General features: G+C 67.5%; 24 protein-coding genes and 1 tRNA gene. 16 read left to right on the top strand and 9 right to left on the bottom strand.

Features of this window, described 5'->3' with window-relative positions:
* Positions 1 to 31 precede the first annotated feature (31 nt).
* The gene (locus L2U69_RS01765; RefSeq protein WP_236104629.1) at positions 32 to 1591 is read left to right on the top strand and encodes a hypothetical protein; all 1560 of its coding nucleotides are present in this window, start codon (positions 32 to 34) and stop codon (positions 1589 to 1591) included.
* A 2-nt stretch (positions 1592 to 1593) separates the two neighbouring features.
* Here the strand turns inward: L2U69_RS01765 and L2U69_RS01760 are convergent, their stop codons facing one another.
* The 6 genes from L2U69_RS01760 to L2U69_RS01735 form a co-directional block, all read right to left on the bottom strand.
* Entirely contained in the window at positions 1594 to 3291 is a 1698-nt protein-coding gene (locus L2U69_RS01760; RefSeq protein WP_236104628.1) for an ABC transporter ATP-binding protein/permease, read from the bottom strand.
* Between the two features lie 79 nt (positions 3292 to 3370).
* On the bottom strand, positions 3371 to 4621 hold the full coding sequence (locus L2U69_RS01755) for an MFS transporter (RefSeq protein WP_236104627.1): 1251 nt from the start codon (positions 4619 to 4621) through the stop codon (positions 3371 to 3373).
* Between the two features lie 366 nt (positions 4622 to 4987).
* Positions 4988 to 5434, bottom strand: coding sequence for a hypothetical protein (locus L2U69_RS01750; RefSeq protein WP_236104626.1), 447 nt, complete (start codon positions 5432 to 5434; stop codon positions 4988 to 4990).
* Positions 5435 to 5535: 101 nt separating this feature from the next.
* Positions 5536 to 5620, bottom strand: a tRNA-Leu gene (locus tag L2U69_RS01745).
* 52 nt (positions 5621 to 5672) lie between these two features.
* Entirely contained in the window at positions 5673 to 6050 is a 378-nt protein-coding gene (locus L2U69_RS01740) for a hypothetical protein (protein ID WP_236104625.1), read from the bottom strand.
* Between the two features lie 112 nt (positions 6051 to 6162).
* Positions 6163 to 6969: a competence/damage-inducible protein A gene (locus L2U69_RS01735; RefSeq protein WP_236104624.1), complete on the bottom strand. Its 807-nt coding sequence runs from the start codon at positions 6967 to 6969 to the stop codon at positions 6163 to 6165.
* Positions 6970 to 7094: 125 nt separating this feature from the next.
* On the opposite strand from L2U69_RS01735, the gene L2U69_RS01730 reads away from it, so the two are divergent.
* The 12 genes from L2U69_RS01730 to L2U69_RS01675 all read left to right on the top strand — a co-directional run bounded on the left by L2U69_RS01730 (position 7095) and on the right by L2U69_RS01675 (position 18156).
* Positions 7095 to 8096 carry a LysR family transcriptional regulator gene (locus L2U69_RS01730; RefSeq protein ID WP_236104623.1) on the top strand — a complete coding sequence of 334 codons (1002 nt, stop codon included), beginning with the start codon at positions 7095 to 7097 and terminating at the stop codon, positions 8094 to 8096.
* 93 nt (positions 8097 to 8189) lie between these two features.
* Complete coding sequence (locus L2U69_RS01725) at positions 8190 to 9002, top strand: hypothetical protein (RefSeq protein ID WP_236104622.1); 813 nt, start codon at positions 8190 to 8192, stop codon at positions 9000 to 9002.
* Positions 9003 to 9021: 19 nt separating this feature from the next.
* A complete protein-coding gene (locus L2U69_RS01720; RefSeq protein WP_236104621.1) occupies positions 9022 to 10092 on the top strand; it encodes a putative urea ABC transporter substrate-binding protein in 1071 nt (356 codons plus the stop codon).
* 55 nt (positions 10093 to 10147) lie between these two features.
* A complete protein-coding gene (locus L2U69_RS01715; RefSeq protein ID WP_236104620.1) occupies positions 10148 to 11218 on the top strand; it encodes a putative urea ABC transporter substrate-binding protein in 1071 nt (356 codons plus the stop codon).
* A gap of 24 nt (positions 11219 to 11242) precedes the next feature.
* Positions 11243 to 12298 carry an isopenicillin N synthase family dioxygenase gene (locus L2U69_RS01710; protein WP_236104619.1) on the top strand — a complete coding sequence of 352 codons (1056 nt, stop codon included), beginning with the start codon at positions 11243 to 11245 and terminating at the stop codon, positions 12296 to 12298.
* An 18-nt stretch (positions 12299 to 12316) separates the two neighbouring features.
* The gene (locus tag L2U69_RS01705) at positions 12317 to 13354 is read left to right on the top strand and encodes an isopenicillin N synthase family dioxygenase (RefSeq protein ID WP_236104618.1); all 1038 of its coding nucleotides are present in this window, start codon (positions 12317 to 12319) and stop codon (positions 13352 to 13354) included.
* A gap of 71 nt (positions 13355 to 13425) precedes the next feature.
* Complete coding sequence (locus tag L2U69_RS01700) at positions 13426 to 14259, top strand: MBL fold metallo-hydrolase (protein ID WP_236104617.1); 834 nt, start codon at positions 13426 to 13428, stop codon at positions 14257 to 14259.
* Positions 14213 to 14980 (top strand): DNA/RNA nuclease SfsA, encoded by a 768-nt coding sequence (gene sfsA, locus L2U69_RS01695; RefSeq protein WP_268967201.1) that lies wholly within the window; start codon positions 14213 to 14215, stop codon positions 14978 to 14980. Before L2U69_RS01700 ends, sfsA begins: the two co-directional genes overlap by 47 nt.
* 113 nt (positions 14981 to 15093) lie before the next feature.
* The gene (map, locus tag L2U69_RS01690; protein WP_236105743.1) at positions 15094 to 15837 is read left to right on the top strand and encodes a type I methionyl aminopeptidase; all 744 of its coding nucleotides are present in this window, start codon (positions 15094 to 15096) and stop codon (positions 15835 to 15837) included.
* Positions 15827 to 16561: a RadC family protein gene (radC, locus tag L2U69_RS01685; protein WP_236104616.1), complete on the top strand. Its 735-nt coding sequence runs from the start codon at positions 15827 to 15829 to the stop codon at positions 16559 to 16561. The genes map and radC overlap by 11 nt, the downstream gene beginning before the upstream one ends.
* A 262-nt stretch (positions 16562 to 16823) precedes the next feature.
* Positions 16824 to 17918: a mechanosensitive ion channel family protein gene (locus L2U69_RS01680; RefSeq protein WP_236104615.1), complete on the top strand. Its 1095-nt coding sequence runs from the start codon at positions 16824 to 16826 to the stop codon at positions 17916 to 17918.
* A 67-nt stretch (positions 17919 to 17985) separates the two neighbouring features.
* Positions 17986 to 18156: a hypothetical protein gene (locus L2U69_RS01675; RefSeq protein ID WP_236104614.1), complete on the top strand. Its 171-nt coding sequence runs from the start codon at positions 17986 to 17988 to the stop codon at positions 18154 to 18156.
* Between the two features lie 23 nt (positions 18157 to 18179).
* On the opposite strand, the gene L2U69_RS01670 is transcribed toward L2U69_RS01675, so the two are convergent.
* A complete protein-coding gene (locus tag L2U69_RS01670) occupies positions 18180 to 18626 on the bottom strand; it encodes a PaaI family thioesterase (RefSeq protein ID WP_236104613.1) in 447 nt (148 codons plus the stop codon).
* A 122-nt stretch (positions 18627 to 18748) separates the two neighbouring features.
* Here L2U69_RS01670 and purB point away from each other — a divergent pair, with 122 nt between their 5' ends.
* A complete protein-coding gene (purB, locus tag L2U69_RS01665; protein WP_236104612.1) occupies positions 18749 to 20047 on the top strand; it encodes an adenylosuccinate lyase in 1299 nt (432 codons plus the stop codon).
* 106 nt (positions 20048 to 20153) lie between these two features.
* The gene (locus L2U69_RS01660) at positions 20154 to 20945 is read left to right on the top strand and encodes an enoyl-CoA hydratase/isomerase family protein (protein WP_236104611.1); all 792 of its coding nucleotides are present in this window, start codon (positions 20154 to 20156) and stop codon (positions 20943 to 20945) included.
* A 25-nt stretch (positions 20946 to 20970) separates the two neighbouring features.
* Here L2U69_RS01660 and L2U69_RS01655 read toward each other — a convergent pair whose 3' ends face one another.
* Positions 20971 to 21597 (bottom strand): glutathione S-transferase family protein, encoded by a 627-nt coding sequence (locus L2U69_RS01655; protein WP_236104610.1) that lies wholly within the window; start codon positions 21595 to 21597, stop codon positions 20971 to 20973.
* Between the two features lie 206 nt (positions 21598 to 21803).
* On the opposite strand from L2U69_RS01655, the gene L2U69_RS01650 reads away from it, so the two are divergent.
* Positions 21804 to 22373, top strand: coding sequence for a fasciclin domain-containing protein (locus L2U69_RS01650; protein WP_236104609.1), 570 nt, complete (start codon positions 21804 to 21806; stop codon positions 22371 to 22373).
* 45 nt (positions 22374 to 22418) lie between these two features.
* Here the strand turns inward: L2U69_RS01650 and L2U69_RS01645 are convergent, their stop codons facing one another.
* Positions 22419 to 23600 carry an MFS transporter gene (locus L2U69_RS01645; RefSeq protein ID WP_236104608.1) on the bottom strand — a complete coding sequence of 394 codons (1182 nt, stop codon included), beginning with the start codon at positions 23598 to 23600 and terminating at the stop codon, positions 22419 to 22421.
* Positions 23601 to 23746: the final 146 nt, after the last annotated feature.

Below are 23746 nucleotides of genomic sequence, written 5' to 3'. Positions count from 1 at the left end.
TACACGAGACCCCATTGCCAAGGCTACGGAATTGGCGACCTCGCTGCCGGCCGAGAAGCTTGCCAGACTGCTGGCCGACCTGCCCTCCGCCGACGGCGCGGCGGACGACCGCGTCAGTTCGTTCCGCAACGTCCTGGTCGAGCGTCTGAACACGCTGCGCCCGCAGCGCGCGCGGCGCATGTTCTCGAGCCTGCTGCAGTCGCTGCTGGACCTCGACCCCGAAGTCGCGGAGCCGCCGGTGCGCGCGCCCTATGTCTTTCGACGGGGCGACATCGGCGGCATCTGGAACGCACTGGCACGCTCGATCTATCCCGAAAAGGCGGCGGAGGCGGCGCATCTCCTCGACCGTCTCTGCGTCGACCGGCTGGTGGACGAAGCGATCGAACTGCCGGAGGCCCGTGCGCTGCGTGAGCAGCTTCGGGTCCTGACCGTCACCCGTCTCGCCCAGATCCTGGGCGACCGCCAGCACACGGAAGCCTTCTGCACCGTGGCGACGGCGATGCGCGACCGCCAATTGCCCGAAAAGGCGCGCATCATGTCGCCGATCGGCCCCGGCCAGATCCAGGAATTGATCGAAGTGCTGCGGGCCTGGCCGATCATCACGCCCGCCATCGACGCGACCCTGCGGACGACCCCGCCCCATGCCGATCCCGAGGATGCCGGCCGGCGTCTGGTGACGGCGACCCTCGCCCTCGGGCGGGATCTGGTCGCGGCCAACCTGCCGTCGGCGACCGCCGAGACCCTGCCCATCAGCCTCCTCAACCGGCGCGAGGCCTATGGCGCCGTCGCCGCCTATATCGCCGAGCGCAACCCCGGCAATACGCCGCGCACGGCCGAAGCCTTCGTCGCCCGGCTGTCCACCCTGCTGCACGAATTCGCCGTGGAGCTCGGACGCCTCGCCGCCGAAAGCCGCAAGGAGGATCAGCCGCTGGTCATCGACGAGTTGGGCCGCGAGCACCTGGGCCAGGCGATCTCCCGCGTCGACGAGATCGTCGGCGCCTGCCGCCGCGCCGGCCTGTTCGACGCCCCGATCGTGCAGCCCATGCTGCTGGCGACCGCCAACGACCTGATGGCGCGCCTGGACCGCGGTCCCCTGGGGCGCAGCGGCCGGCGCTATGCCGCCGCCGTCGTGAACCGCAACAGTTTCACCAGCGACATGCCGGACGTGCGCCAGGTGGTCGGCATGCTCGTCCGCCTGCGCCATGTGCTGCGCCCGACCGGCCTGCCCATCCATGCCCTGAACCGCTGGCGCGACCAATTGGTCGCCGACGTCGAATTCGCCGTCCATAAGGCGACCCGCCTCGAGGACGAGGAGGAATCGCCGCTGGAGCGTTTCTTCCATCTGGAGCGGATCGAGCAGATGGCGGAAGTGATCGGCAGCACCATCGGCCCCGTCCTTCAGCCGACCAGCAAGCACACCCAGACGATCTTCGCCGCGCGCCTGCAGGCGCCCGACCAGATCACCGGCCGGGCCCACCGCCTGTGCACCGATTTCGCCGCCGCGATCCGCGACGAGATCGCCAAGGTGCGCTACTGGCGCAACCCCGACATGGTCGCCTTCGCGGAACTGGCTGCGACCCGGGGGTTCTGACCCTAAGTCGCCGCTCCGAAAGCAATCTCGCGGTCGTGGAATGCCTTCAGGCTGCTGCGGTGGCCGATGGAGACCAGGGTCGCATCCGGCAGGCGCCTGCGAATCAGATCATAAAGACGCGCCTCCATCGCCTCGTCCATGGCCGAGGTCGCCTCGTCCAGGAACAGCCATTTCGGCGCCAGCACCAGGGCCCGCGCAATGGCGAGGCGCTGCAATTCACCGCCCGAAAGCCGCATCTGCCAATGCCCCTCCTCGTCCAGCCGTCCGGCGAGATCGCCGAGGCCGACGTCGTAGAGTGCTTCGGCCAGCATCGCATCGGGAATGGTCCCTTCGGCCATGGGATAGCTGACCGCCGCCCGCAGGGTGCCGACCGGCACATAGGGCTGCTGCGGCAGGAACAGGGTCTTGTCGCCATCCTGCGGCACGGTGATCAACCCTTCAGCATAGGGCCAGATATCGGCCAGGATACGGAACAGGGTCGATTTGCCGGAACCAGATGGCCCAGTGATCAACACGCTCTCGCCGGCCTTGAAAGAAAGATCAGCATCCGTCAGATGGCGCCCGTCCGGCAGGCGGATGCTGACGCCCTCGAGCACCCAATCGCGGTTACCGAGTTCAGTGACTCGCCGGGCCGCGCAAGTCTCGCGTTCCGCCGCTTCCAGAACCTCGATGAAACCGGTCAGGCGCTGCACCACCGCGACCCATTCCGCCAGGGTCGGATAGAGATTGGCAAACCAGGAAAAGGCGTTCTGCACCTGGCTGAAGGCACTGGCGGTCTGGGTCATGTGGCCGAAGGGGATCTTGCCGATGAAATAGATCGGCGCCATGAGCAGATAGGGCAGCGGCACTGTCGCTTGATCGAAAAAAGCCTGCACGGCAACAAGATATTTCTGCCGCTTCACAATCTCCATGAAGTTTTGGCGCACGCGTTCGAAGCGGTCCTTCAGGCGGCCACGCTCGACCATTGAGCCATCATAAAGGGCGATCGCCTCGGCATTTTCGCGGACGCGCACAAGATCGAAGCGGAAATCCGCCTCCACCCGTTCGCGTTCGAAATTCAAACGAACCAGCGGCCGGCCAATGAGATGCAGAACCCAGGTAATCCCGATCGAGTAAAGCAGTGCGATCCAGAACAGCAGGCCCGGAATCGTGATTTCCGTGCCGTTGACGTTGAAGGTCTCGATCGGCGCCGACAGGCTCCACAGGACGAACGCGAAGGACACGAGCGTGGCGCCATTGCTGATGAAGCTGAGGGAGAGCGCCAGGGTCAGTTCGACGAAACGGCGCAGATCCTCGGAAATCCGCTGATCGGGGTTGTCCGTCGCGCGATGCGTCATCTGCATCTTGTAGTAGGCGTCGGACGTGGTCCAACGGTCGATGAAATGATTGGTCAACCAGGTGCGCCAGCGGATCTCGAAGACCTGCTGCAGCACATAGCGCAGCACGGCGATGGTGATGAAGATTGCGGCCAGATACCCGAAGACGCCCATCTCCTTCCAAAAGGCGTCGGCATTCTTCTCCTGGAGCGCCGTAAAGAAGCGATTGTTCCAGTAGTTGATCCTGACGCTGAGCTCGACGATGACGAAGCTGAGGCCGACGAGGAAGGCGAAGAAGGCGAGCGCCCATTTGCCGCCGGACGATTTGAAATAAGGCAGGACCAGGGCCCAGAGGTGTTTCAGGAACGTCCAACCCTTGCTCATGCTTCCCCGTACCATTCCAGTGTCGCATCCATGGCTGGCCGGCAGCAGAAGCCGGAATCGCGCCCGAATTGAGGCGGGATCAGAGCACGGCCCCGCGCGCTTTCATAGTGAGCAGGATCACAACGCCGGCGAGGGCCGAGAGGCCGCCGCCGATCACCGTCGCCGCGACGACGCCGATCCCCTCCGCCGCCGCCCCGACCAGCAGCCCGCCGAAGGGCGCCATGCCGAGGAACATCATGGAAAACAGGGCCATGACCCGGCCGCGCAATTCGTCCGGCACCATCAGTTGAAGCCCGATGTTGACCGAGCCGACCAGGGTCATCATGGAAAAGCCGGCGACGGCCAGCGCGCCGAGCGCAAGCGGCAGCGAGCCCGCCAGGGCGAAGAGCGACAGCGCCGCCCCGAAGGCGATGGCGGCGACGGCGGCGGCCCGGATCCCGGGCGCCCGGCCCAGGATCGCGAGCCCGGCGGCGCCGAGGAAGGCGCCGGCCCCGGCCGCCCCCATCAGCAGGCCCAGGGTGTCCGGCCCGCCGCCGTGATGGAGATCGGCGTAGATCGGCAGCAGCGTCGTATAGGGCATGCCGACGAGACTGGCCCAACCGGCCAGCGCCAGCAGGCGGAAGGCGCGCTTCTCGGCCCGGACATAGGCGAAGCCGCCGACGATTGCGGCGAGCCCCCGCCCGCCCGAAGCCGGAGACGGCGCCCCGGTCACCGGCATCAGGGCGAGACTGGCGATGACGGCGCCGAAACTGACGGCATTGATGGCGAAGCACCAGCCCTCCCCCACGGCCGCGACGACGAGGCCGCCGATCGACGGCCCGATCAGCCGCGCCGCGTTGAACAGGGAGGAATTGAGCGCGATGGCGTTGGGCAGGTCGGGCTTGCCCACCATCTCGACGACGAAGGCCTGGCGGGTCGGGATGTCGATCGCCTGGGCGATGCCGACCAGTGCCGACAGGACGAGGATCGCCGGCACCGTGACCGCATCGCTCAGGGTCAGCACGGCGAGGAGCGCGGCGAGGACCATCTGCGCCGCCTGGGTCATGATCACCAGCCGGCGCTTGGCCACGCGGTCGGCCAGGGCGCCGGCCAGCGGCGACAGCAGGAAGATCGGCAATTGGTTGACGAAGACCACGGTGCCGAGCATCAGCGCCGAGCCGGTCAGGCGGTAGACCAGCCAGCTCAGGGCCACCATCTGCACCCAGGTGCCGGTCAGCGAGATCGCCTGCCCTGAAAAGAACAGCCGATAGGCCCGGTGGCGGAAGGCGCCGCCGATCCGGGCGAGCCCGCGCGGCATCTCATCGGCGGAGGGGGAGGAGATTCGAGTCATGTCCGCTTCTTTTTGGGGCGCCATCATGCGCGGCGCCTGGCCATCAGGAAAGAGGGGGCCGTCCGGAAATAGGGCGCCGTGCGGGGAAAAGCGCGGCGCCCTGAAAAGGTCACAATGTCGCCCGGATGCGGCGCCATTTGCGGCTAATCTGAAGACACGCCGCCGAGCACGAAGGCGGCACGGAAAAGCCCCCCGACTTCATCCCCCGGGGGGCCCTGGTGCCCACGAAGGACCGCCATCTGCCCCTCTGCCCCGCGGCGGCCCTTCGAAAGCCCAATCGGGTACCACGAAAGCCCGGCTGACCCCTCCAGCCGGGCTTTCTTCCGTTTCGCGTCCGGTGTCTGTCTTAGACGGAGTCGTCGGCCTTTACGGGGTCGTTGCCAGGGACGGCAGGCAGTTCTCGACGATCTGATAACATTGCTCCAGGCGCCGCGTGGTGCGGTCGTCGGAACCGCCGTAGACCACCCGGGTCACGACGCCGTCGCGCAGCGTGAAGGTGGCACGGCAATTGTCGACATCCTCGACACGGGTGCCGCCGAAGACCGGAAAGCCGAGGCCGTAGCCGACGCTGCCGCTGGCCCCGAAGACCCCGAAACCGAAGCTGGGACCGCTGCTGTAGCCCGTGACGTGCCGGCTCTCGTAGGTCAGGACTTCCTCGTTCGGGCTCGACGCCATGGCGGCGGCAGGGGCGCCCGCACAGGACAGCAGCCGCGCCTTGGTCAGGCCGACGAGGCTGTTCTGCGCCGAGATCGCGGCATCGGCCCGGGGATTGGCGCAGGCGCCGAGCCCCGCCGCCATAAGGACGAGCGGCACGGCCCAGAGACCTCTTCGGGTCCGGGCCGTGCGCTTCGATCGCAGGATTTCCGTGGTTGCGGGACTTGCCCCGCGTCGCTCTCGTTTCATCCCCGCCTCCATGGTGCCCGCTGCCGGACTCGAACCGGCAAGGCAAAAGCCGAGCGATTTTAAGTCGCTTGCGTCTACCAATTCCGCCAAGCGGGCCCCGGAGGCGAACCGCCTTCTATCACGAGGGCCCGCGGACGCGGAAGACGCATCAGTTCAGGACACTATAGCCCCGGTTGCGCATGCAATTGTCGATCACGCGGCGCTTCTCCTCCTCGGCGGTCAGACCGCCGCGCGCGACGCCGGCGGCGGCGCCGATACCGGCACCGGCAGCCAAGCCCTTGCCGAAATCGCCCGAGAAGGAACCGGCGATACCGCCCGCGATGGCGCCCAGCGCCGCACCGGCCAGGCCGTTGGACGCGGCTTCATTGGCGGTCGGCACCTGGTCGGCCAGATTCTGGCAATAGGCGAGGTCGCTTTCGTAATAGCCCTGCGGGGCCCTCGAGGTCGCGGGGTCGATCACGGGGCGATACCCCGTGGCACAGCCCGCGAGGGTCAGTGCCGTGACGACGGCGGCGATTTTCTTCACGTTCGATACTCCGAATTCAGGATCGGTCATTCCCGACCATAGTAACCCCGAAATTGCGGCTTGGTTGCGACCGCCGTCACAGGATCGCCGCCGACTTCCGATCGCCGGTCCGTCAATCCGGAATTTCGCCCGGGTGCACCTCGACGCCGGCGGCGACCAGCGCATCGGTCAGGGCCGCCATCGCGATTTCCAGGCGATCGGCCTCGCGCGCGCGAAGCACCAGGGCGGTGCCGAGCCCGGCGCGGCGGAAGAACGGATAGGAGCCCATGTCGACATCCGGAAACCGGTCCTGGGTCGCCGACAGGAGTTCGGCGATGCGGCTTTCCCCGACCAGGACCGAAACGGTGGCCGAAATGACGCTACGCCCGCCGCTGATGAAGGCGCGCGCGCCTTCGAGCTGGGCGCGCATGACGGCGGGAATGCCGGCCAGGACGAAGACGTTGGCGATGCGGAAACCCGGTGCCTTGGAGATCGGATTGTCGATCAGCCCCGCCCCTTCCGGCACCCGCGCCATGCGGCGGCGCGCCGGCGTCAGGCCGCCCGGCGGGTAATGGGCTTCGAGAAGGGCGATGGCGTCCGGATGCTCGACCACCGGCACGCCGAAGGCGGCGGCGATCGAATCGGCCGTGATGTCGTCATGGGTGGGGCCGATGCCGCCCGTGGTGAAGACATAGTCGTAGCGCGCGCGCATGGCGTTCACCGCCGCTACGATCTCCGCCTCGATGTCGGGCACGACGCGGGCTTCGCGCATTTCGACGCCCCAGGCGTTCAGGGTCTTCGCCAGATGGGCGAGATTGGCGTCCTGGGTGCGGCCCGACAGGATCTCGTTGCCGATGATCGCCAGGGCGGCGGTGTAGATCCGGGGCGAGCCGGCCGGGGCGTCCGTCATGTCTTCCGTGTCGGGGGCATTGCTGGTCATGGCCCGCACTATAGTCCATCGCCGCCGCCGCGAAACATGATTGCGTCGCCCGCATCCGGGCCGTCGCTTGTCCGGACGGGCGGAAGCGGCGCAGAATGGGCGGTCGCCGCGCCGCCGGAGCCGCCATGCCCAGCAACCACCGCCCGTCCCCCAGAGCCATCCAGCCGGTCGCGGCACCCGCCGCCCAGGCCGTGCCGGCCCGCGCCGCCGATACCACCAACGACCGCGTCTTCGCCCAGCGCATCGACTGGAACCTGTTCAAGCTCTTCGTCGAAATCGTGCGCTCGGGCGGCATCGGCGCCGCCGCGCGGCGCCTGAACCGCCAGCAGCCGAGCATCAGCGCCGCCCTGAAACGCCTGGAGGATCAGCTCGGCACCACGCTCTGCCATCGCCGTGCCAGCGGCGTGGTGCCGACCGCCGCCGGCCAGGCGCTGCTCAAGATCTGCGAACAGATGGCGCTGGCCGCCCGCGACGTTCCCCATGAGGTCGCCAAGGCGGCGGGCACGGTCGAGGGATCGATCCGCCTGCACATGATCTCCAGCCTGGTCTGCCCCGCCTTCGAACGCGCCCTGGTCGGCTTCAACACCGGCTATCCCGGGATCGAGATCAAATTCGACATCGCGCCCCACAGCGCCGTCATCCAGGCCGTCGCCTCGGGCGAGGCGGAAATGGGCATCGCGGGCGATACGGCGGTCGCCGCCGGCCTGACCTATTACCCCCTGATGCGCGAGACCCAGCAGCTCTATTGCGGGCCGCGCCACCCGCATTTCGGCGAGATGCTGGGCCATCCGGGCGATTTCGTGCAGGAACGCTTCATCCTGACCGGCGAGGACGAGACCGAGCAGTTGCGCCAGTTCCGGCGCCGTTTCGGACTGGGCGAACGGGTCGGCGGCCTGGCCGAGAACCTGCACGAGGTGCGGCGCCTGATCGAACTCGGCCTCGGCATCGGCTTCCTGCCCACCGTGGTGGCCGAGGCGGCGGGCGCCATGCTGTGGCCGCTGCTCCCTGTGGACATTCTACCCAGTTACCACGTCTATGTGATCACCAGGGGCGAAGGGGAGCGCGGCACCGCCACGGAATTGCTGCTGACGGCCATTCTCGCGGAGTTGGAGCGCAGCGAGTCATAGATTTCATCTATGACCACCATCGACATTTCACCCCTATTGCAGCGCACAAACTGCATACATGATTTGTGACAGTTCCAGATCATGGAGGCCGCCGTGCTGTCTGTCGCGACCGTCAGAGGACTTTGGCAACGCTCGCTGATCGTCTGGCCCGACGGTGCGCGGGACGGGACGACGGACGTGCGCTGGCTGCAGGGTCCGAGCTTCTACATCGACCTGCGCCGCCCCGCCGGACGGCCCGATTTCGCCGCCGTTTCCTGTCTCGACGATCTCGACCGCGATCAGGTGCTGTGGCTCGCCGGGCAGGAGGGTTTTGCCGGCGAACTGGTGTTCGACGGCCGATGCTTCGAATGGCGGCGCGAATTCGACCTGCAGCCCGTCACCCCCTATTCCGACGCCGGCTTCCTGCGCTTCGACGGCGACGTCCTGGTCGAGGAAGGCCGCGACGTCGCCTATGTCGAACATTGGCACCGGGACAAGGAGGCGACCCTGCCGGCCGCCGCCGCGCGCCTGATCGGCGCCGACGGCCGGATCGGCTTCATCGTCCGGGTCGGCGATCGCTTCATGTTCGCGCGCGACCGGGGCGTTCCCCTCGGCGCCGGCGAGACCCTGGGCGATCTGGTGGCCGACGCCGGCGACATGGCCGCCGCCCTTGCCCTGATCGACTGCGAAATCTCCTACGGCACCATCGACGAGAGCGGCTGGACCATCGGCCATTCGAGCCTGCCGTTCCGCGAGGGCGCCCGCCTCGCCCCCGTCACCGCCCATGGCGGCGCCGGTCTGGTGACCACGGGCGTCGCCGCCGACGGCGGCCGCGCCGACCATGTCTGGCGCATCGAGACGCTTCAGGGCGTGCTCACCGATCTCGTCGACTTCACCGCGCTTCGCCCCACCACCCTTGCCCGCTGACAGTAACGAGGAGAGTTGCATGTTGAAGAGCCTGAAACGCATCGCCGCCGTCGCGGTCTGCAGCGCCGCCCTCATGCCCGGCCTCGCCGCGGCGGAGACGAAGACGGAATTCAAGATCGCCTCGACGATCTACGCGGGCTTCATGCCGTGGTTCTATGCCGACGACGCCGGCATCATCGACAAATGGGCCGACAAATACGGCATCAAGATCGATTTCGTGCCGGTGCCCGACTATATCGAGAGTGTGAACCAATATGTCGCCGGCCAGTTCGACGGCGTGCTGGTCGCCTCCATGGACGCGCTGACCATCCCGGCCGCCGGCGGCGTCGACACCACCGTCCTCGTCATCGGCGACTATTCCAATGGCAATGACGGCATCGTCGTGAAGGGTGCCGGCAAGACCGTCGCCGACCTCAAGGGCATGACCGTGCATCTGGTGCAGTTCTCGGTCTCGCACTACCTGCTGGCCCGCGCGCTCGAGACCGTCGGCCTGAAGGAGGCCGACCTCAAGACCGTGAACATCTCCGACGCCGATTTCGTCGCCGCCTTCTCGACCGACGACGTGCAGGCGCTGATCTCGTGGAAGCCGGCGCTGTCGGACGTGCAGGGCGTCGAGAACGTCTCGTCGGTCTTCGATTCCTCGAGCATTCCCTACGAGATCCTGGATATCGCCATCGTCCACACCGACCTGCTGAAGGACAATCCGGCGCTGGGCAAGGCCCTGGTCGGCGCCTGGTACGAGACCCTGGCCCTGATCGCCAAGGGTGACGACACCAGCAAGGCCGCCATGGAGTTCATGGCCAAGGCCGCCGGCACCGACGTCCCCGGCTTCCAGACCCAGCTCGACACCACCTATCTGTTCAGCACCCCGGCCGAGGCGACCGAATTCTACCGCAGCGAAAAACTGCCCGAGGCCCTGGCCCTGGTCTCGGAATTCAGCTTCGACCACGGCCTGCTCGGCGAAGGCGCGGCCAGCGCCGACTTCATCGGCATCGAGCTCCCGGGCGGCAAGATCCTGGGCGATGCCGGCAACGTGAAGCTGCGCTACGACGACACCTATACCGCCATGGCGGCCGACGGGAAGCTCTGACCCGACACGATCGAGCCCCCGGCAGGTGCCGGGGGCCCACCACCAGGAGACACCCATGTTCCGCGGACATTTCGCCGGCCTTCTCGCCGCCGCTGCCTGCTCGCTTTGCCTGATGCAGCCGGCCGCCGCCGAGGAACGCACCGAGTTCAAGATGGCGATCGGCATCTATGCCGGCTTCATGCCCTGGTATTACGCCGATGAATTCGGCCTGATCGACAAATGGGCCGACAAATACGGCATCAAGATCGACTTGGTGGAGATCCCCGACTACATCGAAGGGGTCAACCAATATACCGCCGGCCAGTTCGACGGCGTGCTGATCGCCAGCATGGATGCCCTGACCATCCCGGCCGCCGGCGGCGTGGACAGCACCGTCCTCGTCATGGGCGATTATTCGAACGGCAACGATGGCATCGTCGTGAAGGGCGCGGGCAAGACGCTCGCCGACCTGAAGGGCATGACCGTCCATCTGGTGCAATTCTCCGTCTCCCACTACATGCTGGCCCGCGCCCTCGACAGCGTCGGCCTGACCGAAGCGGACCTGAAGACGGTCAATATCTCCGACGCCGAATTCCAGTCCGCCTTCCTGTCCAGCGACGTTCAGGCGATCACCGCCTGGAAGCCGCCGCTGTCCGACATCCAGGCGACCAAGGACGTCTCCACCGTCTTCGACTCGACCCGGATCCCCTACGAGATCCAGGACGTCGCCCTGGTCCATACCGAGGTGCTGAAGGACAACCCCGCCTTCGGCAAGGCCCTGGTCGGCGCGTGGTACGAGGCGCTGTCGATCATGGCCGCCAAGGACGACAAGGCGGCCGAGGCGCTGGCCTACATGGCCAAGGAATCCGGCACCGACGTGCCCGGCTTCCAGACCCAGCTCGACACCACCTATCTGTTCATGACGCCGAAGGAAGCGGTCGATTTCTACCGCAGCCCGGAACTCGAGACGGCCGTCAGCCTCGTCACCCGCTTCAGCTTCGATCACGGCCTGCTGGGCGAAGGCGCGCAGAGCCCGGATGCCGTCGGCATCGAACTGCCGGGCGGCAAGATCCTGGGCGATCCCGAGAACGTGAAGCTGCGCTACGACGACAGCATCACCGCCCTGGCCGCCGACGGCAAACTGTAACCCGCCGCGTAAGAGGAAGTGACCATGAGCACGCCCGGCAATTTCACCAGCCTTCCCATCGTCGACATCGCGCCCCTGTTCGGCACGGACGAAGCGGCGCGCGGCCGCGTGGTGGCGGAACTGGGGGATGCGGCGCGGCGGGTCGGCTTCCTCTATGTCACCGGCCACGGCATGGACACCGCGCTCTTCGACGGCCTGCTGGCCGCCGCCCGGGATTTCTTCGCCCGCCCGCTCGACGAGAAGATGCAGGTCTATATCGGCAATTCCCGCAATCATCGCGGTTACGTGCCGACGGGGGAGGAAGTGATCTACGGCGGCGTCCCCGATCAGAAGGAAGCCTATGACCTCTCCATCGACCTGCCGGCGGACGATCCCGACTATGTCGCGGGCAATCCCATGCTGGGGCCCAATCAATGGCCGGACCGGCCGGGCTTCAAGGAGCGGGTCGGCGCCTATTACGACGGCGTGATGAATGTCGGCCGCACCCTGCTGCGCGGCTTCGCCGAGGCCCTGGGCCAGGATCCCGGCCTGTTCGACAGCTATGTCACCAAGCCGCCCAGCCAGTTGCGCCTGGTCCATTACCCCTTCAACCCGGACGCGCCGGGCGATGCGCTGGGCATCAGCCCCCATACGGACATGGAGGTCTTCACCCTGCTGCGGGTGACGGCGCCGGGCCTCGAGGTGATGAACGGCGCCGGCGAGTGGATCGACGTGCCGCCCCTCGACAACGCCTTCGTCGTCAACCTGGGCGACATGATGGAGACCTGGACCAACGGCCAGTTCGTCGCCACCAGCCACCGGGTGCGCAAGGTGAAGGAGGAACGCTATTCGTTCCCCCTGTTCTTCAGCGTCGACTATCACACCAGGGTCGCTCCCCTGCCCATGTTCGCCGACGCCGAGGGGCCGGGGCGAAAGCCCGTGGTCGCGGGCGAGCACCTGTTCGCCGTGACCGCCCAGGGCTTCGTCTATCTGCAGAAGCGCCTCGCCGCCGGGGAAATCACCCTGCCGGACGATGCCAGCGCCATCCACAACTTCGGCCAGCACGCCCGCCACGGCGCGGAAGGCGCCACGGGAGCCTGAGCCCAGGGAGGTCGCATCATGAACGCCAAGCGTGACTTCACCAGCCTGCCGGTCATCGACCTGAGCGCGATCCGCGGCACCGACGAGGCCGCCCGGGCCCGGCTGGCGCGCGAGCTGCACGATGCCGCCCGCGACGTCGGCTTCCTCTATCTGACCGGCCACGGCATGGCGCCCGAACTCTTCGACGGCCTGATCGATGCGGCCAAGAGCTTCTTCGCCCTGCCGCTGGACGAGAAGATGAAGGTCTATATCGGCCAGTCGACCGACCATCGCGGCTATGTCCCCGAGGGGGAGGAAGTCTTCTACGGCGCCACCAAGGATCTGAAGGAAGCCTTCGACCTCTCCGTCGACCTGCCGGCGGACGATCCCGACTATCTGGCCGGCAATCCCATGCTGGGCCCCAATCAATGGCCCGACATGCCGGGTTTCCGCGAGAAGGTCTATGCCTATTACGAAGCGGTGATGGCCCTCGGCCGCGATCTGCTGCGCGCCTTCGCGCTCTCGATGGGAGAAGAGGCCGGCCTGTTCGATGCCATGGTCACCAAGCCGCCCAGCCAGTTGCGCCTGGTGCATTATCCCTTCGATCCGGCGGCGAAGGACGCCACCGGCATCGGCGCCCATACCGACTATGAATGCTTCACCCTGTTGCATGTCACGGCGCCGGGACTGGAGGTCATGAACGGCCTCGGCCAGTGGATCGACGTGCCGCCCCTGCCCGGCGCCTTCGTCGTCAACATCGGCGACGTGATGGAAGTGCTGACCAACGGCGCCTATGTCGCCACCAGCCATCGGGTGCGCAAGGTACAGGAGGAACGCTTCTCCTTTCCCCTGTTCTTCAACCTCGACTATCACACCGAAGTCGCCCCCCTGCCCCGCTTCCGCCGGGGCGACGGCACCGACATGCCGGCCATGATCGCCGGCGAGCACCTCTTCGCCCAGACCGCCCAGAGCTTCACCTACCGTCGCAAGATGCTGGAAGCCGGCACCCTGAAACTCCCCGAAAGCGCCCACGCCCTCTCGTCCTTCGGTCAGGAGGCGCGGCAGAAGGCGGGGTGATCCCTCCCTTTCGGACCGCGCCTCTCCCTTCCCGTGCTAGGCTTCCCCTGCTGCAACGAGGGGATTCGGCGATGAAGGTGCATCATCTGAACGCGGCGACCATGTGCCCCTTCGGCGGGCGGCTGATTTCGGGGCGGGGCGGATTGCTGGGCCGGGCCCATATGGTCTGCCATGTCCTGCTGATCGAGACGGACGACGGCCTGGTGCTGGTCGACACCGGCCTCGGCACCGCCGATCTGGCGGCGCCGCGCCAGCGCCTGGGCACCGGCTTCGTGCTGATGACCCAGCCGTGCCTCGATCCCGCCGAGACGGCGCTGGCCCAGGTCCAGGCTCTCGGCTTTTCGGCCGACGACGTGCGCCATGTCGTGCTCACCCATATGGATCTCGACCACGCCGGCGGGCTCGGCGATTTTCCGAAGGCGACGGTCCATCTCCACGCCAAGGAACACGAGGCCGCCATGGCGCGCCGGACCATGGCCGCCAAGCAGCGCTATATCCCCGCCCAATGGGCTCATGGCCCCTCATGGAAGCTCTATGAGGCCGAGGGCGAGGAATGGTTCGGCTTCGGCGCCGTGCGCGCCCTTTCGGACCGGGAGAGCGACGTGCTGCTGGTGCCCCTGTTCGGCCATACGGCGGGCCATTGCGGCGTCGCCGTGCGCACGCCGGAGGGCTGGATCCTCCATGCCGGCGATGCCTATTTCCACCATGGCTCCATGGCCGCCGAGCCCTGGACGCCGAAGGGCCTGCGCGCCTTCCAGGCCGGGACCGACACGATCGGCACCGAACGCCGCCGCAACCAGGAGCGCCTGCGCCAGTTGAAACAGGCGCGGGGCAAGGAGATCACGATGTTCTGCGCCCATGATCCCGCGGAACTCGACGCCTGCTGCGCCGGCCGCCGCCCCTGATCTGGACGTGAACTTCCCCGATCCCCTGGTCGGCGGCCGCCTGGTCCGCCGCTACAAGCGTTTCCTGGCGGATGTGGTGCTGGACGACGGCACGGCGGTCACCGCCCATTGCGCCAATCCCGGCTCCATGCTGGGCCTTGCCCCCGAAGGCGCCCGGGTCTGGCTGGCGCCGGCGCGCGATCCGAAGCGGAAGCTGCGCTGGTCGTGGAAGCTGGTCGAGATCGGCGACGCCCTGGTCGGCATCGACACCGCCGCCGCCAATCCGGTGGTGGCGGAGGCGGTCGCGGCGGGGCGCATTCCCGCGCTCGGCGGCTATGGCGGGCTGCGGCGCGAAGTCGCCTACGGCCGGAACAGCCGCATCGACCTTCTGCTGAGCGACCACGTGGACGGCGGGCCGGACTGCCTGGTCGAGGTGAAGAGCGTCACCCTGTCGCGCCGGCCGGGTCTTGCCGAATTTCCCGACAGCGTGACCGCCCGGGGCGCCAAGCATCTCGAGGAACTGGCGGAGGCCGTCGCCGCGGGCCGGCGCGCCGTCCTCCTCTATCTCGTGCAACGGACCGACGCGGAACGCTTCGCCACCGCCGCCGACATCGACCCCGCCTATGACCGGGCATGCCGAAATGCCATGGCGCGGGGGGTGGCGGCGCTGTGCTATGCTTGCGCGATGACGCCGGCGGGCATTAGCCTCGACCGGGAAATTCCAATCGTTCCGGACAAGTAATGAACAGGACCACACAAGCCCTTCCCCCCGATGACGCTCTCGACGAGGCGCAGGAATTCGCCCTTCGCCGCAGCGAGAAGATCAAGATCCATACCGCCGCCGATTTCGAGGGGATGCGCAAGGCCGGCCGCCTGGCCGCCGAATGCCTGGACATGCTGACGCCCGAGGTGCGGCCCGGCGTCTCCACCGGCCGGCTGGACGATCTGGCGCGCGAATTCATCCTGGATCATGGCGCCTGGCCCGCGCCTTACAATTACCGGGGCTTTCCGGCGTCCGTCTGCACCTCGATCAATCACGTCATCTGCCACGGCATTCCCGGCGACAAGCCCCTGCGCGAAGGCGACATCCTGAACATCGACGTCACCGTGATCCTGGACGGCTGGCACGGCGATACCAACCGCACCTATCCGGTCGGCAATATCCCGGTGAAGGCGCGGCGCCTGATCGACGTCACCTATGAATCCCTGATGCAGGGGCTTTCGGTGATCCGCCCCGGCGCCCATTTCGGCGACATCGGCCATGCCATCCAGCGCTATGCCGAAGGCTTCGGCCTTTCGGTGGTGCGGGATTTCTGCGGTCACGGCCTCGGCCGCGTGTTCCACGACGCGCCCAACGTGCTGCATTACGGCCGTCCCGGCACCGGTCCCGTGATCGAGGCGGGCATGTTCTTCACGGTCGAGCCCATGATCAACATCGGCCGGCCCGACGTGCGCATGCTGTCGGACGGCTGGACCGCCGTCACGCGGGACCGTTCCCTCTCCGCCCAGTTCGAGCATTCGGTGGGCGTGACCGAGGACGGCATCGAGATCTTCACCCTTTCTCCCGCGGGCTATACCAAGCCCCCCTATGGCGCCTGAGACCACCCCCGCACCCGACGATCGGAAGCCGGGGGACGAGTCCCCCGAAGCGGCCCCGCATTACCACGGCCATCGCGGCCGGCTGCGCGCCCGCTTTCGCGAGACCGGCGGCCAGGGCATGCCGGACTACGAGATCCTGGAACTGCTGCTGGCCCTCGCCATCCCACGCCGGGACGTGAAGCCGCTGGCCAAGGACCTGATCGCGCGCTTCGGTTCCCTCGCCGATCTCCTCGCCGCCCCCCTCGACCAGATCGAACGCCAGGACGGCATGGGTGAAATCGCCGCCATCGCCGTCAAGACCGTGCGCGAGGCGGCGCTGCGCCTGCTGGCCGCCGACGTCGTGAAGAAGCCCGTGATCTCGTCCTGGGCCGCCCTGCTCGACTATTGCCGCGCCCGCCTCGCCCGCGAGAGCCGGGAGGAGACCCGCGTCCTCTTCCTCGACCGCAAGAACGTGCTGATCGCCGACGAGGGCCACGGCAAGGGCACGGTCGACCAGTCGCCGCTCTACATCCGCGAAGTGGTGAAACGCGCCCTCGACCTCTCGGCCTCCGCCCTGATCCTGGTCCACAACCACCCCTCCGGCGATCCGACCCCCAGCCGCGCCGACATCGACATGACCCGCGACCTCGCCAAGGCCCTGAAGGGCGTCGGCATCGCGCTCCACGACCATCTGGTCATCGGCCGCCACGGCCACGCCTCGTTCAAGAGCCTGGGGCTGCTCTGACCGCCGCCGGGAACAAGGCCCGGCTTCGCTGCATTGCATCAACGGCCCTGGTCGGTCAGACTGGGGCTTTCGACGGTCAGGCCTTCGTCTGGCCCCATTCCAGCGCGCCTCCCCTCCCGCATGAAGCGGGCACGGCATGAAGCGGCGGGGCGCCGCGGGGTTTCCCCGCACCTGAACGAATGGAGGCATCATGCGTATCCTCAGCGGTTCCACCACGAACGGGCTTCGCGACATTCCGCCGTCAGTTCGCTGACGCGCGGTCATGAACGATACCGGCAACGTCGCCCAGAAGCTCGGCAGCCTGACGCCGCTGCTGCCGCCCTGGGCCGTCTCCGTCTTCATGCTGGCGGCGGCCGTCACCGTCGGCGTCTTCGTGCATTGGGTGCTGATGCGCCTGGCTCAGCGCCTGATCAAGCCGAGCCGGCCGTTCCTGCAATCGCTGGAGAAACGCATCCGGGCGCCGTCGCGCGTGGCCTTCCTGATCGCCGCCCTCTCCCTCGTGATCCAGGATCTGGCGCTGCCGCCCGGCCTCGCCGCCGGGCTGGCGCGGGCGCTGGCCGTCGCCTTCATCCTGCTGGTCGGCTGGAGCCTGATCGTCGCGCTCCATATCGCCGGCGACCTGCACCTGCGCCGCTTCCGCAGCCAGACCTCGACCGACAATTTCCTGGCGCGCAAGCACTACACCCAGATCCGCCTGCTGCTGCGCGCCGCCGATCTGATCGTCGGCCTGCTGACCGTCGCCGCCGCCCTGATGACCTTCGAGACCGTGCGCCAATACGGCGTCAGCCTCTTCGCTTCCGCCGGTGTCGCCGGCATCGTGGCGGGTTTCGCGGCGCGGCCCGTGCTGGCCAATCTGTTCGCCGGCATCCAGATCGCCCTGACCCAGCCGATCCGGGTCGACGATGCCGTGATCATCGAGAACGAATGGGGCTGGATCGAGGACATCACCTCGACCTATGTCGTCGTGAAGATCTGGGACTGGCGGCGCCTGATCGTGCCGCTGACCTATTTCATCGACAGGCCGTTCCAGAACTGGACGCGGGAGAGCACCAATCTGATCGGCAGCGTCCATTTCCATGCCGATTACCGTGCCCCGGTCGACAAGATCCGCGTGAAACTCGAGGAAATCGCCAAGGAGTCCCCGCTCTGGGACGGCAATATCGTCGTCCTCCAGGTGGTCGACGCGACCGACCGCACGATCCAGCTCCGCGCCCTGGTCAGCGCCGCCACCTCGCCCGAGGCCTGGGACCTGCGCTGCGAGGTGCGGGAAAAACTCCTGGCCTACCTCAATGCGGAATACCCGGAATGCCTGCCGCGCGTGCGCCTTGAAGACCCTGCCATCCGTACCGATGTGTGACCCATGTCAATGCGGGCGACGCCGTTTCGGCGTTACCTGCGGGTCATAGCGAAACCAGGAGGCGAAGATGCTGAATCTGCCCACGGGTTGGTACGAAGGTCTCGAATGGTGGGTGCCGATGGGCCAGGCGGCCGCGGTCGCGCTGATGATCGTGCTGGGCGTCATGGCGGCGCGTTCGCTCGGTGTCCATCTGCACCGTCACGCCCGCGCGCGTTCGGAGAGCCGCGGCTTTCGCTGAGCGGTGAGGCGCCGCGAAAGGTCTCAGGCGGCCTTCGGCCTGAGACAGATCATGGTGCCGAGGAAACTGGCATAATCCAGCCATTGGCCGTCGGCCTGAAGGGCCTGGGCCCTGGCTTCGACCGTCGTGATGGTGCGGCCCGCGCGCAGCACGCGGGCATCGGCACGGAACAGCGTGCCCTTCCCCGGCGCCATCAGATTGACCTTGAATTCGACCGACATCACGTCCGCCCCCTCGGGCATGAGGGTCAGCGCGGAAAAGCCCGCCGCCGTATCGACGAGGCTGGAGGTGGCGCCGGCGTGAAGCGCGCCGTGCTGCTGCGTCAATTGCGGCTGGGGCGCCATTTCGACCACCACATGCCCCGGCTCCACCAGCACCAGGCGCATGCCGAGCAGGGCCGAGAAGGGCTGCCGGTCGAAAGCGGTTTCGATCCGATCGAGAAGCGGGTCGGGATTACGCAACGTCACCATGGAAGAACTCTAGCAGCGCGTCTCGCCGCACCGCAACATGGGATCGCGGGATAAGGGCTTGTAAGCGGGCCATGGCTCTTCTATTCACGGGCGCATTCATTCAAGTGACGTCAGGCCCGCCCATGATCCCCCGCTATACCCGCCCGAAGATGGCCGACCTCTGGACCCCGGAGGCGCGCTTCCGCATCTGGTTCGAGATCGAAGCCCATGCCGCCGACGCCATGGTCGGCCTCGGCATCGTGCCGGCGGATGCGGCCAAGGCGATCTGGGACAAGGGCGCCTTCGACGTCGAGCGCATCGACGAGATCGAGCGCGAGGTGAAGCACGACGTCATCGCCTTCCTGACCTCGGTCGCCGAACACGTGGGGCCGGAAGCGCGCTTCATGCATCAGGGCATGACCTCGTCCGACGTGCTCGACACCTGCCTCGCGGTCCAGCTCGCCCGCGCCGCCGACATTCTGATCGAGGATGTCGATGCCCTGCTCGCGGTCCTCAAGCGCCGCGCCTTCGAGCATAAGAACACCGTCTGCATCGGCCGCAGCCACGGCATCCATGCCGAGCCGACCACCTTCGGCCTGAAGATGGCCCAGGCCTATGCCGAATTCGCCCGTGGTCGCGAGCGTCTGGTCGGGGCGCGGAAGGAAATCGCAACCTGCGCCATTTCGGGCGCCGTCGGCACGTTCGCCAATGTCGATCCCTCGGTCGAAGTCTATGTCGCCGGAAAAATGGGCCTCGAGATCGAGCCGGTCTCGACCCAGGTCATCCCGCGCGACCGCCATGCCGCCTTCTTCGCGGCGCTCGCCGTCGTCGCGTCCTCGATCGAGCGGCTCTCGGTCGAGGTCCGCCACCTGCAGCGGACCGAGGTGCTGGAAGCCGAGGAAGCCTTCACCAAGGGCCAGAAGGGCTCTTCCGCCATGCCGCACAAGCGGAACCCCGTGCTGTCCGAGAACCTGACCGGTCTTGCCCGTCTGGTCCGCTCCGCCGCCGTGCCCGCCTTCGAGAATGTGGCGCTGTGGCACGAGCGCGACATCTCCCATTCCTCGGTCGAGCGCGGCATCGGCCCCGACGCCACCGTGCATCTGGATTTCGCCCTGGCCCGCCTGACCTCCATGATGGACGGGCTGGTGGTCTACCCCGAGAACATGCAGAAGAACCTGGACCGTCTCGGCGGCGTGGTGCATTCCCAGCGCGTCCTCCTCGCCCTGACCCAGAAGGGCGTCTCGCGCGAGGACAGCTATCGCATCGTCCAGGAGAACGCGATGAAGGTCTGGCGCGGCGAAGGCGCCTTCCTCGATTTCCTGAAGGCCGACCCCAAGGTGACGGCCGCCCTCTCCGACGCCGATCTCGAAGCCCTGTTCGACCTCGGCTATCACACCAAGCACGTCGACACGATCTTCAAGCGCGTCTTCGGCGAGGCTTGAGCGTGCGGCGCATTTCTCTCATGCCGCGTTGAGAACAAATCAATTCGGCGCCCGGCGGCCTCCTTCTAGGTTTGTCCCCGACAGATGATCTGAAGGAGGACCGCCGATGACCTCTCCCTCTCCCGCCCCCGTCCGCCTCGACCGGGCGGTGCCCTTCGTGGCCGAACTCGTGCTCGACCGGCCGAAGGCCTTCAATGCCCTCAATATCGCGGTCACGGATCTGATGACCGCCCATCTCGCCGCCTGCGCGGCGGACGACGACATCCGCGTCGTCATTCTGCGCGCGGAAGGCGCCCATTTCGCCGCCGGTGCCGACGTCCGGGAAATGGCGGCCATGAGCGGCGCCGAAGCCCGTGAACGCGATTTCGCCGGCTGTTGCACGGCCCTCGGCGGCTTTCCGAAGCCGGTCGTCGCGGCGGTTCAGGGCCTGGCCCTCGGCGGCGGCTGCGAACTGATCGAGATGTGCGATATCGTGATCGCGGCGGAGGACGCCGCCTTCGGCCACCCGGAAATCCTGCTGGGCACCATGCCCGGGGCCGGCGGCACCCAGCGCCTGCCCCGCCTCGTCGGCATGGCGGCCGCACTCGACATGCTGCTGACCGGGCGCCGCATCGATGCCGCCACCGCGCTCCACCTCGGCCTCGTTTCCCGCGTGGTGCCCGCCGCCGAACTCCTGGCCGAGGCGCGGAAGGCCGCGGCGGCCGTCGCCGCCCTGCCGCCCCGGGTGACCGTGCTAATGAAGGCGACCGCAAGAGCGGCCGCCGAAGTGCCGCTGTCGGAAGGCCTCGCCCTGGAGAGGGCGGGTTTTCACCGCACCCTCGACCTGCCGGAACGGACCGAGGGCATGGCCGCCTTCCTCGAGAAGCGGCCGGCCGACTTCAGCCGTTCTCCCGCCTGAGGTTGAGGGTTCCCGGGGGGCCGGCTCAGGTGCCGATCGAGCGCCCCTCTTCCCGCGCCATCGCCCGGCGATAGCCGTCGCGATCGGAGATGCGGGCGAAATAGGCGGCGGCATTTTCCGGCACCGCGTCCTGGAGGCCGATCAGGCCGGCCAGCTTGATGGCATAGCCGACGGCGATGTCGGCCATGGTGAAGCGCCCGGCACAGGCGTATTCGGGTCCCACCAGCTTCATGGCCCCGCGCAGGCGCGAGGCGAACCATTGCGCGTAATCGGCCGCCGCCTGGGGCAGGCGCCGCTCCGCCGCTTCCAGCATCGTGTAACGCAGCACGATCGTCTGCGGGAAGGTCAGGGTCGCATCCGACATATGAAGGAAATTGAGGTAGCGGCCGTATTCCGGCTCGTCGATGCCGACGACGAGGTCGGTCGGGCCGTATTTCGTGCCGAGGTAATGACAGATCGCGCTCGATTCCGTCATCAGGAGGTCGCCGTCGGTGAAGGCCGGCACCGTGCCCAGCGGATTGATCTCCAGATAGCCCTCGCGGGCGAAGCGCGGTGGAAAGGGCATCAGCTCGAAATCATAGTCGAGCCCCATTTCCTCGAGCGCCCAGAGCGGCCGGAAGGAACGCGCACCGGCGCAGTGATAGAGTTTCACGTCTCTCTCCCCTCGTGTCCCGGTGTCGTCCCGGGTCGCGGAATGTTCTAGCGCGAGCGGGCGGCGAAACTCAACAACGGCCCCGTCCCGCAGGGCGGGATCATGGTTCCCCGGGTGTTCATCGGCCGCCATCCGGCACGGCGGCCGAGCCGTAGAACCTGCATCGACGTCGATCGCATCAACGCAAGACCCAAGGGGAGAGACCCATGTCCCGCCTTCGCGCTACCGCCTTGTTCGCCGCTGCCGGCATCGCCCTTGCGGGCGTCGCCACCCTGCCCGCCTTCGCCAGCCACCCGGTCGAAGTCGGCGGCGCGCCCATGTATCCGACGAAGAACATCATCGAAAACGCCGTGAACTCGGCGGATCACACCACCCTGGTCGCCGCCGTCAAGGCCGCCGGCCTGGTCGAGACCCTGTCGGGCGACGGCCCCTTCACCGTCTTCGCGCCCGTGAACGCCGCCTTCGCCGCCCTGCCGGAAGGCACCGTCGACAGCCTGCTGAAGCCCGAGGCCAAGGCCCAGCTCACCCATGTGCTGACCTATCACGTGGTCGCCGGCAAGCATTCGGCCGAGGAAATCGCCGCCAAGATCAAGGCGGACGGCGGCAAGGCCACCCTGACCACGGTTTCGGGCGACACGCTGACCGCGACCGCCGCCGGCGACAAGGTCATGCTGACGGACGAGAACGGCAACACCGCCACGGTCACCATCGCCGACGTCAATCAGAGCAACGGCGTGATCCATGTGATCGACACCGTGCTGCTGCCGGCGATGTGATCCCGGGGATCAGTCTTCGGGCGGGGGGCGGTCTTCGGGCCGCCCCTATTGCTTAGGTCGCCAGCCCCAGTGGACGAGAAGGCCGATCACGGTCGCGCCGAGCCCCAGCAGGGTGACGGCGAACCAGCCGCCGTGCTCGAAGGCATAGCTGGCGCTGGCGGAGGCGACGGCACCCACCGTGAACAGTGTCGTCATGAAGACCGTGTTGATGCGGTTCCGCGCCGCCGGCTCCAGCGCGAAGATCCGCGCCTGATGGGCGACCATGGAAAGCTGGACGCCGAAATCAAACAGGATGACGCCGACCACGAGGCCGGCGATACCGTGCCAGAAGGCGAAGCACAGGAACCCGATGCCGACCGCCGCGAGGCCGGCGGCGATCACCACGTCCGGCCCCCGCTTGTCAGCGAGACGGCCCGACACCGGCGCCGCCAGGACGCCGATCAGGGCGAGCACGCCGAAGGACCCGGCGACATCGGCGCCGAGGCCATAGGCCGGGCTTTGCAGATGAAGCGCCAAGGTCGACCAGAAGACCGAGAAGCCCCAGAACTGGGTCGCCTGCACCAGGGATGATTTCACCAGCAGCGGATGGCGCCGCGCGACGCCGGCCAGCGATGCCATGAGCGCGAGATAGCTGCCGCCCTGTGGCTTGGCGGGCCCACGCGGCAGCACGGCTGCCATCAGGAGCCCGAGACCGATGGTCAGCGCCACCCCGAGGCCATAGGCCGCGCGCCAGCCGAAATGTTCCCCGACCACGCCCGAAACCGTGCGCGCCAGAAGAATGCCGCCGAGCAGCCCGCTCATGACGATGCCGAGCACCTGACCCCGGCTGCGCTCGTCCGCCATGGCGGCGGCGAAGGGAATGATCTGCTGGGCGACGGTCGAGGCGATGCCGATGGCGACCGAGGTCGCGAGCACGACGGCAAAGCCGGGCGCCAGCCCCATGACCGCCATGGCGACCACCAGTGCGGCGGTCTGCATCATGATCAGCCGGCGCCGGTCGATGAGATCGCCGAGCGGCACCAGGAACAGGAGGCCCAGGGCATAGCCGACCTGGGTCGCCATCGGGATCATGCCGATGGTCGCCGGCGTCACCCCGAGATCCACGGCCATCAGGCCGAGCAGCGGCTGGTTGTAGTAGAGATTGGCGACGGCGATGCCGCAGCCGACCGCCATGGCCACGAAAAGGCCGAGGCCGGCGGATCTGTCACGCGAGGATACATCTGTCATGGTGATGCCAGAATAACCGAGTCCCCCGGTCGGAGAAGACGCGGTCCCGGCGTGTCCCCCTGCGGCGGCTGCATGGCGCCTGTTGTAAAACTGCAACATTCGCGATCCTGTGATGGTGGTCACGGATCCGAACCGGGGTTCGGCGC

The sequence above is a fragment of the Zavarzinia marina genome, from assembly GCF_021568905.1.
In the GTDB taxonomy this organism is placed as follows: Bacteria; Pseudomonadota; Alphaproteobacteria; order Zavarziniales; family Zavarziniaceae; genus Zavarzinia; species Zavarzinia marina.
The sequence above is the reverse complement of the archived record's forward strand: the minus strand, read 5'-3'. Positions and strand labels throughout refer to the sequence as shown.

Bases quoted from the DNA above. Each gene is read 5' to 3' on its own strand.
- sfsA (WP_268967201.1), top strand. From the start codon at position 14,213: ATGATCCCGCGGAACTCGACGCCTGCTGCGCCGGCCGCCGCCCCTGAT.
- L2U69_RS01760 (WP_236104628.1), bottom strand. From the start codon at position 3,291: ATGAGCAAGGGTTGGACGTTCCTGAAACACCTCTGGGCCCTGGTCCTG.
- L2U69_RS01730 (WP_236104623.1), top strand. From the start codon at position 7,095: ATGCCCAGCAACCACCGCCCGTCCCCCAGAGCCATCCAGCCGGTCGCG.
- radC (WP_236104616.1), top strand. From the start codon at position 15,827: ATGGCGCCTGAGACCACCCCCGCACCCGACGATCGGAAGCCGGGGGAC.
- L2U69_RS01645 (WP_236104608.1), bottom strand. From the start codon at position 23,600: ATGACAGATGTATCCTCGCGTGACAGATCCGCCGGCCTCGGCCTTTTC.
- L2U69_RS01670 (WP_236104613.1), bottom strand. From the start codon at position 18,626: ATGGTGACGTTGCGTAATCCCGACCCGCTTCTCGATCGGATCGAAACC.
- L2U69_RS01755 (WP_236104627.1), bottom strand. From the start codon at position 4,621: ATGACTCGAATCTCCTCCCCCTCCGCCGATGAGATGCCGCGCGGGCTC.
- L2U69_RS01735 (WP_236104624.1), bottom strand. From the start codon at position 6,969: ATGACCAGCAATGCCCCCGACACGGAAGACATGACGGACGCCCCGGCC.
- L2U69_RS01710 (WP_236104619.1), top strand. From the start codon at position 11,243: ATGAGCACGCCCGGCAATTTCACCAGCCTTCCCATCGTCGACATCGCG.
- L2U69_RS01660 (WP_236104611.1), top strand. From the start codon at position 20,154: ATGACCTCTCCCTCTCCCGCCCCCGTCCGCCTCGACCGGGCGGTGCCC.
- L2U69_RS01715 (WP_236104620.1), top strand. From the start codon at position 10,148: ATGTTCCGCGGACATTTCGCCGGCCTTCTCGCCGCCGCTGCCTGCTCG.
- L2U69_RS01700 (WP_236104617.1), top strand. From the start codon at position 13,426: ATGAAGGTGCATCATCTGAACGCGGCGACCATGTGCCCCTTCGGCGGG.
- L2U69_RS01650 (WP_236104609.1), top strand. From the start codon at position 21,804: ATGTCCCGCCTTCGCGCTACCGCCTTGTTCGCCGCTGCCGGCATCGCC.
- L2U69_RS01705 (WP_236104618.1), top strand. From the start codon at position 12,317: ATGAACGCCAAGCGTGACTTCACCAGCCTGCCGGTCATCGACCTGAGC.
- L2U69_RS01675 (WP_236104614.1), top strand. From the start codon at position 17,986: ATGCTGAATCTGCCCACGGGTTGGTACGAAGGTCTCGAATGGTGGGTG.
- L2U69_RS01720 (WP_236104621.1), top strand. From the start codon at position 9,022: ATGTTGAAGAGCCTGAAACGCATCGCCGCCGTCGCGGTCTGCAGCGCC.
- purB (WP_236104612.1), top strand. From the start codon at position 18,749: ATGATCCCCCGCTATACCCGCCCGAAGATGGCCGACCTCTGGACCCCG.
- map (WP_236105743.1), top strand. From the start codon at position 15,094: ATGCGCAAGGCCGGCCGCCTGGCCGCCGAATGCCTGGACATGCTGACG.
- L2U69_RS01680 (WP_236104615.1), top strand. From the start codon at position 16,824: ATGAACGATACCGGCAACGTCGCCCAGAAGCTCGGCAGCCTGACGCCG.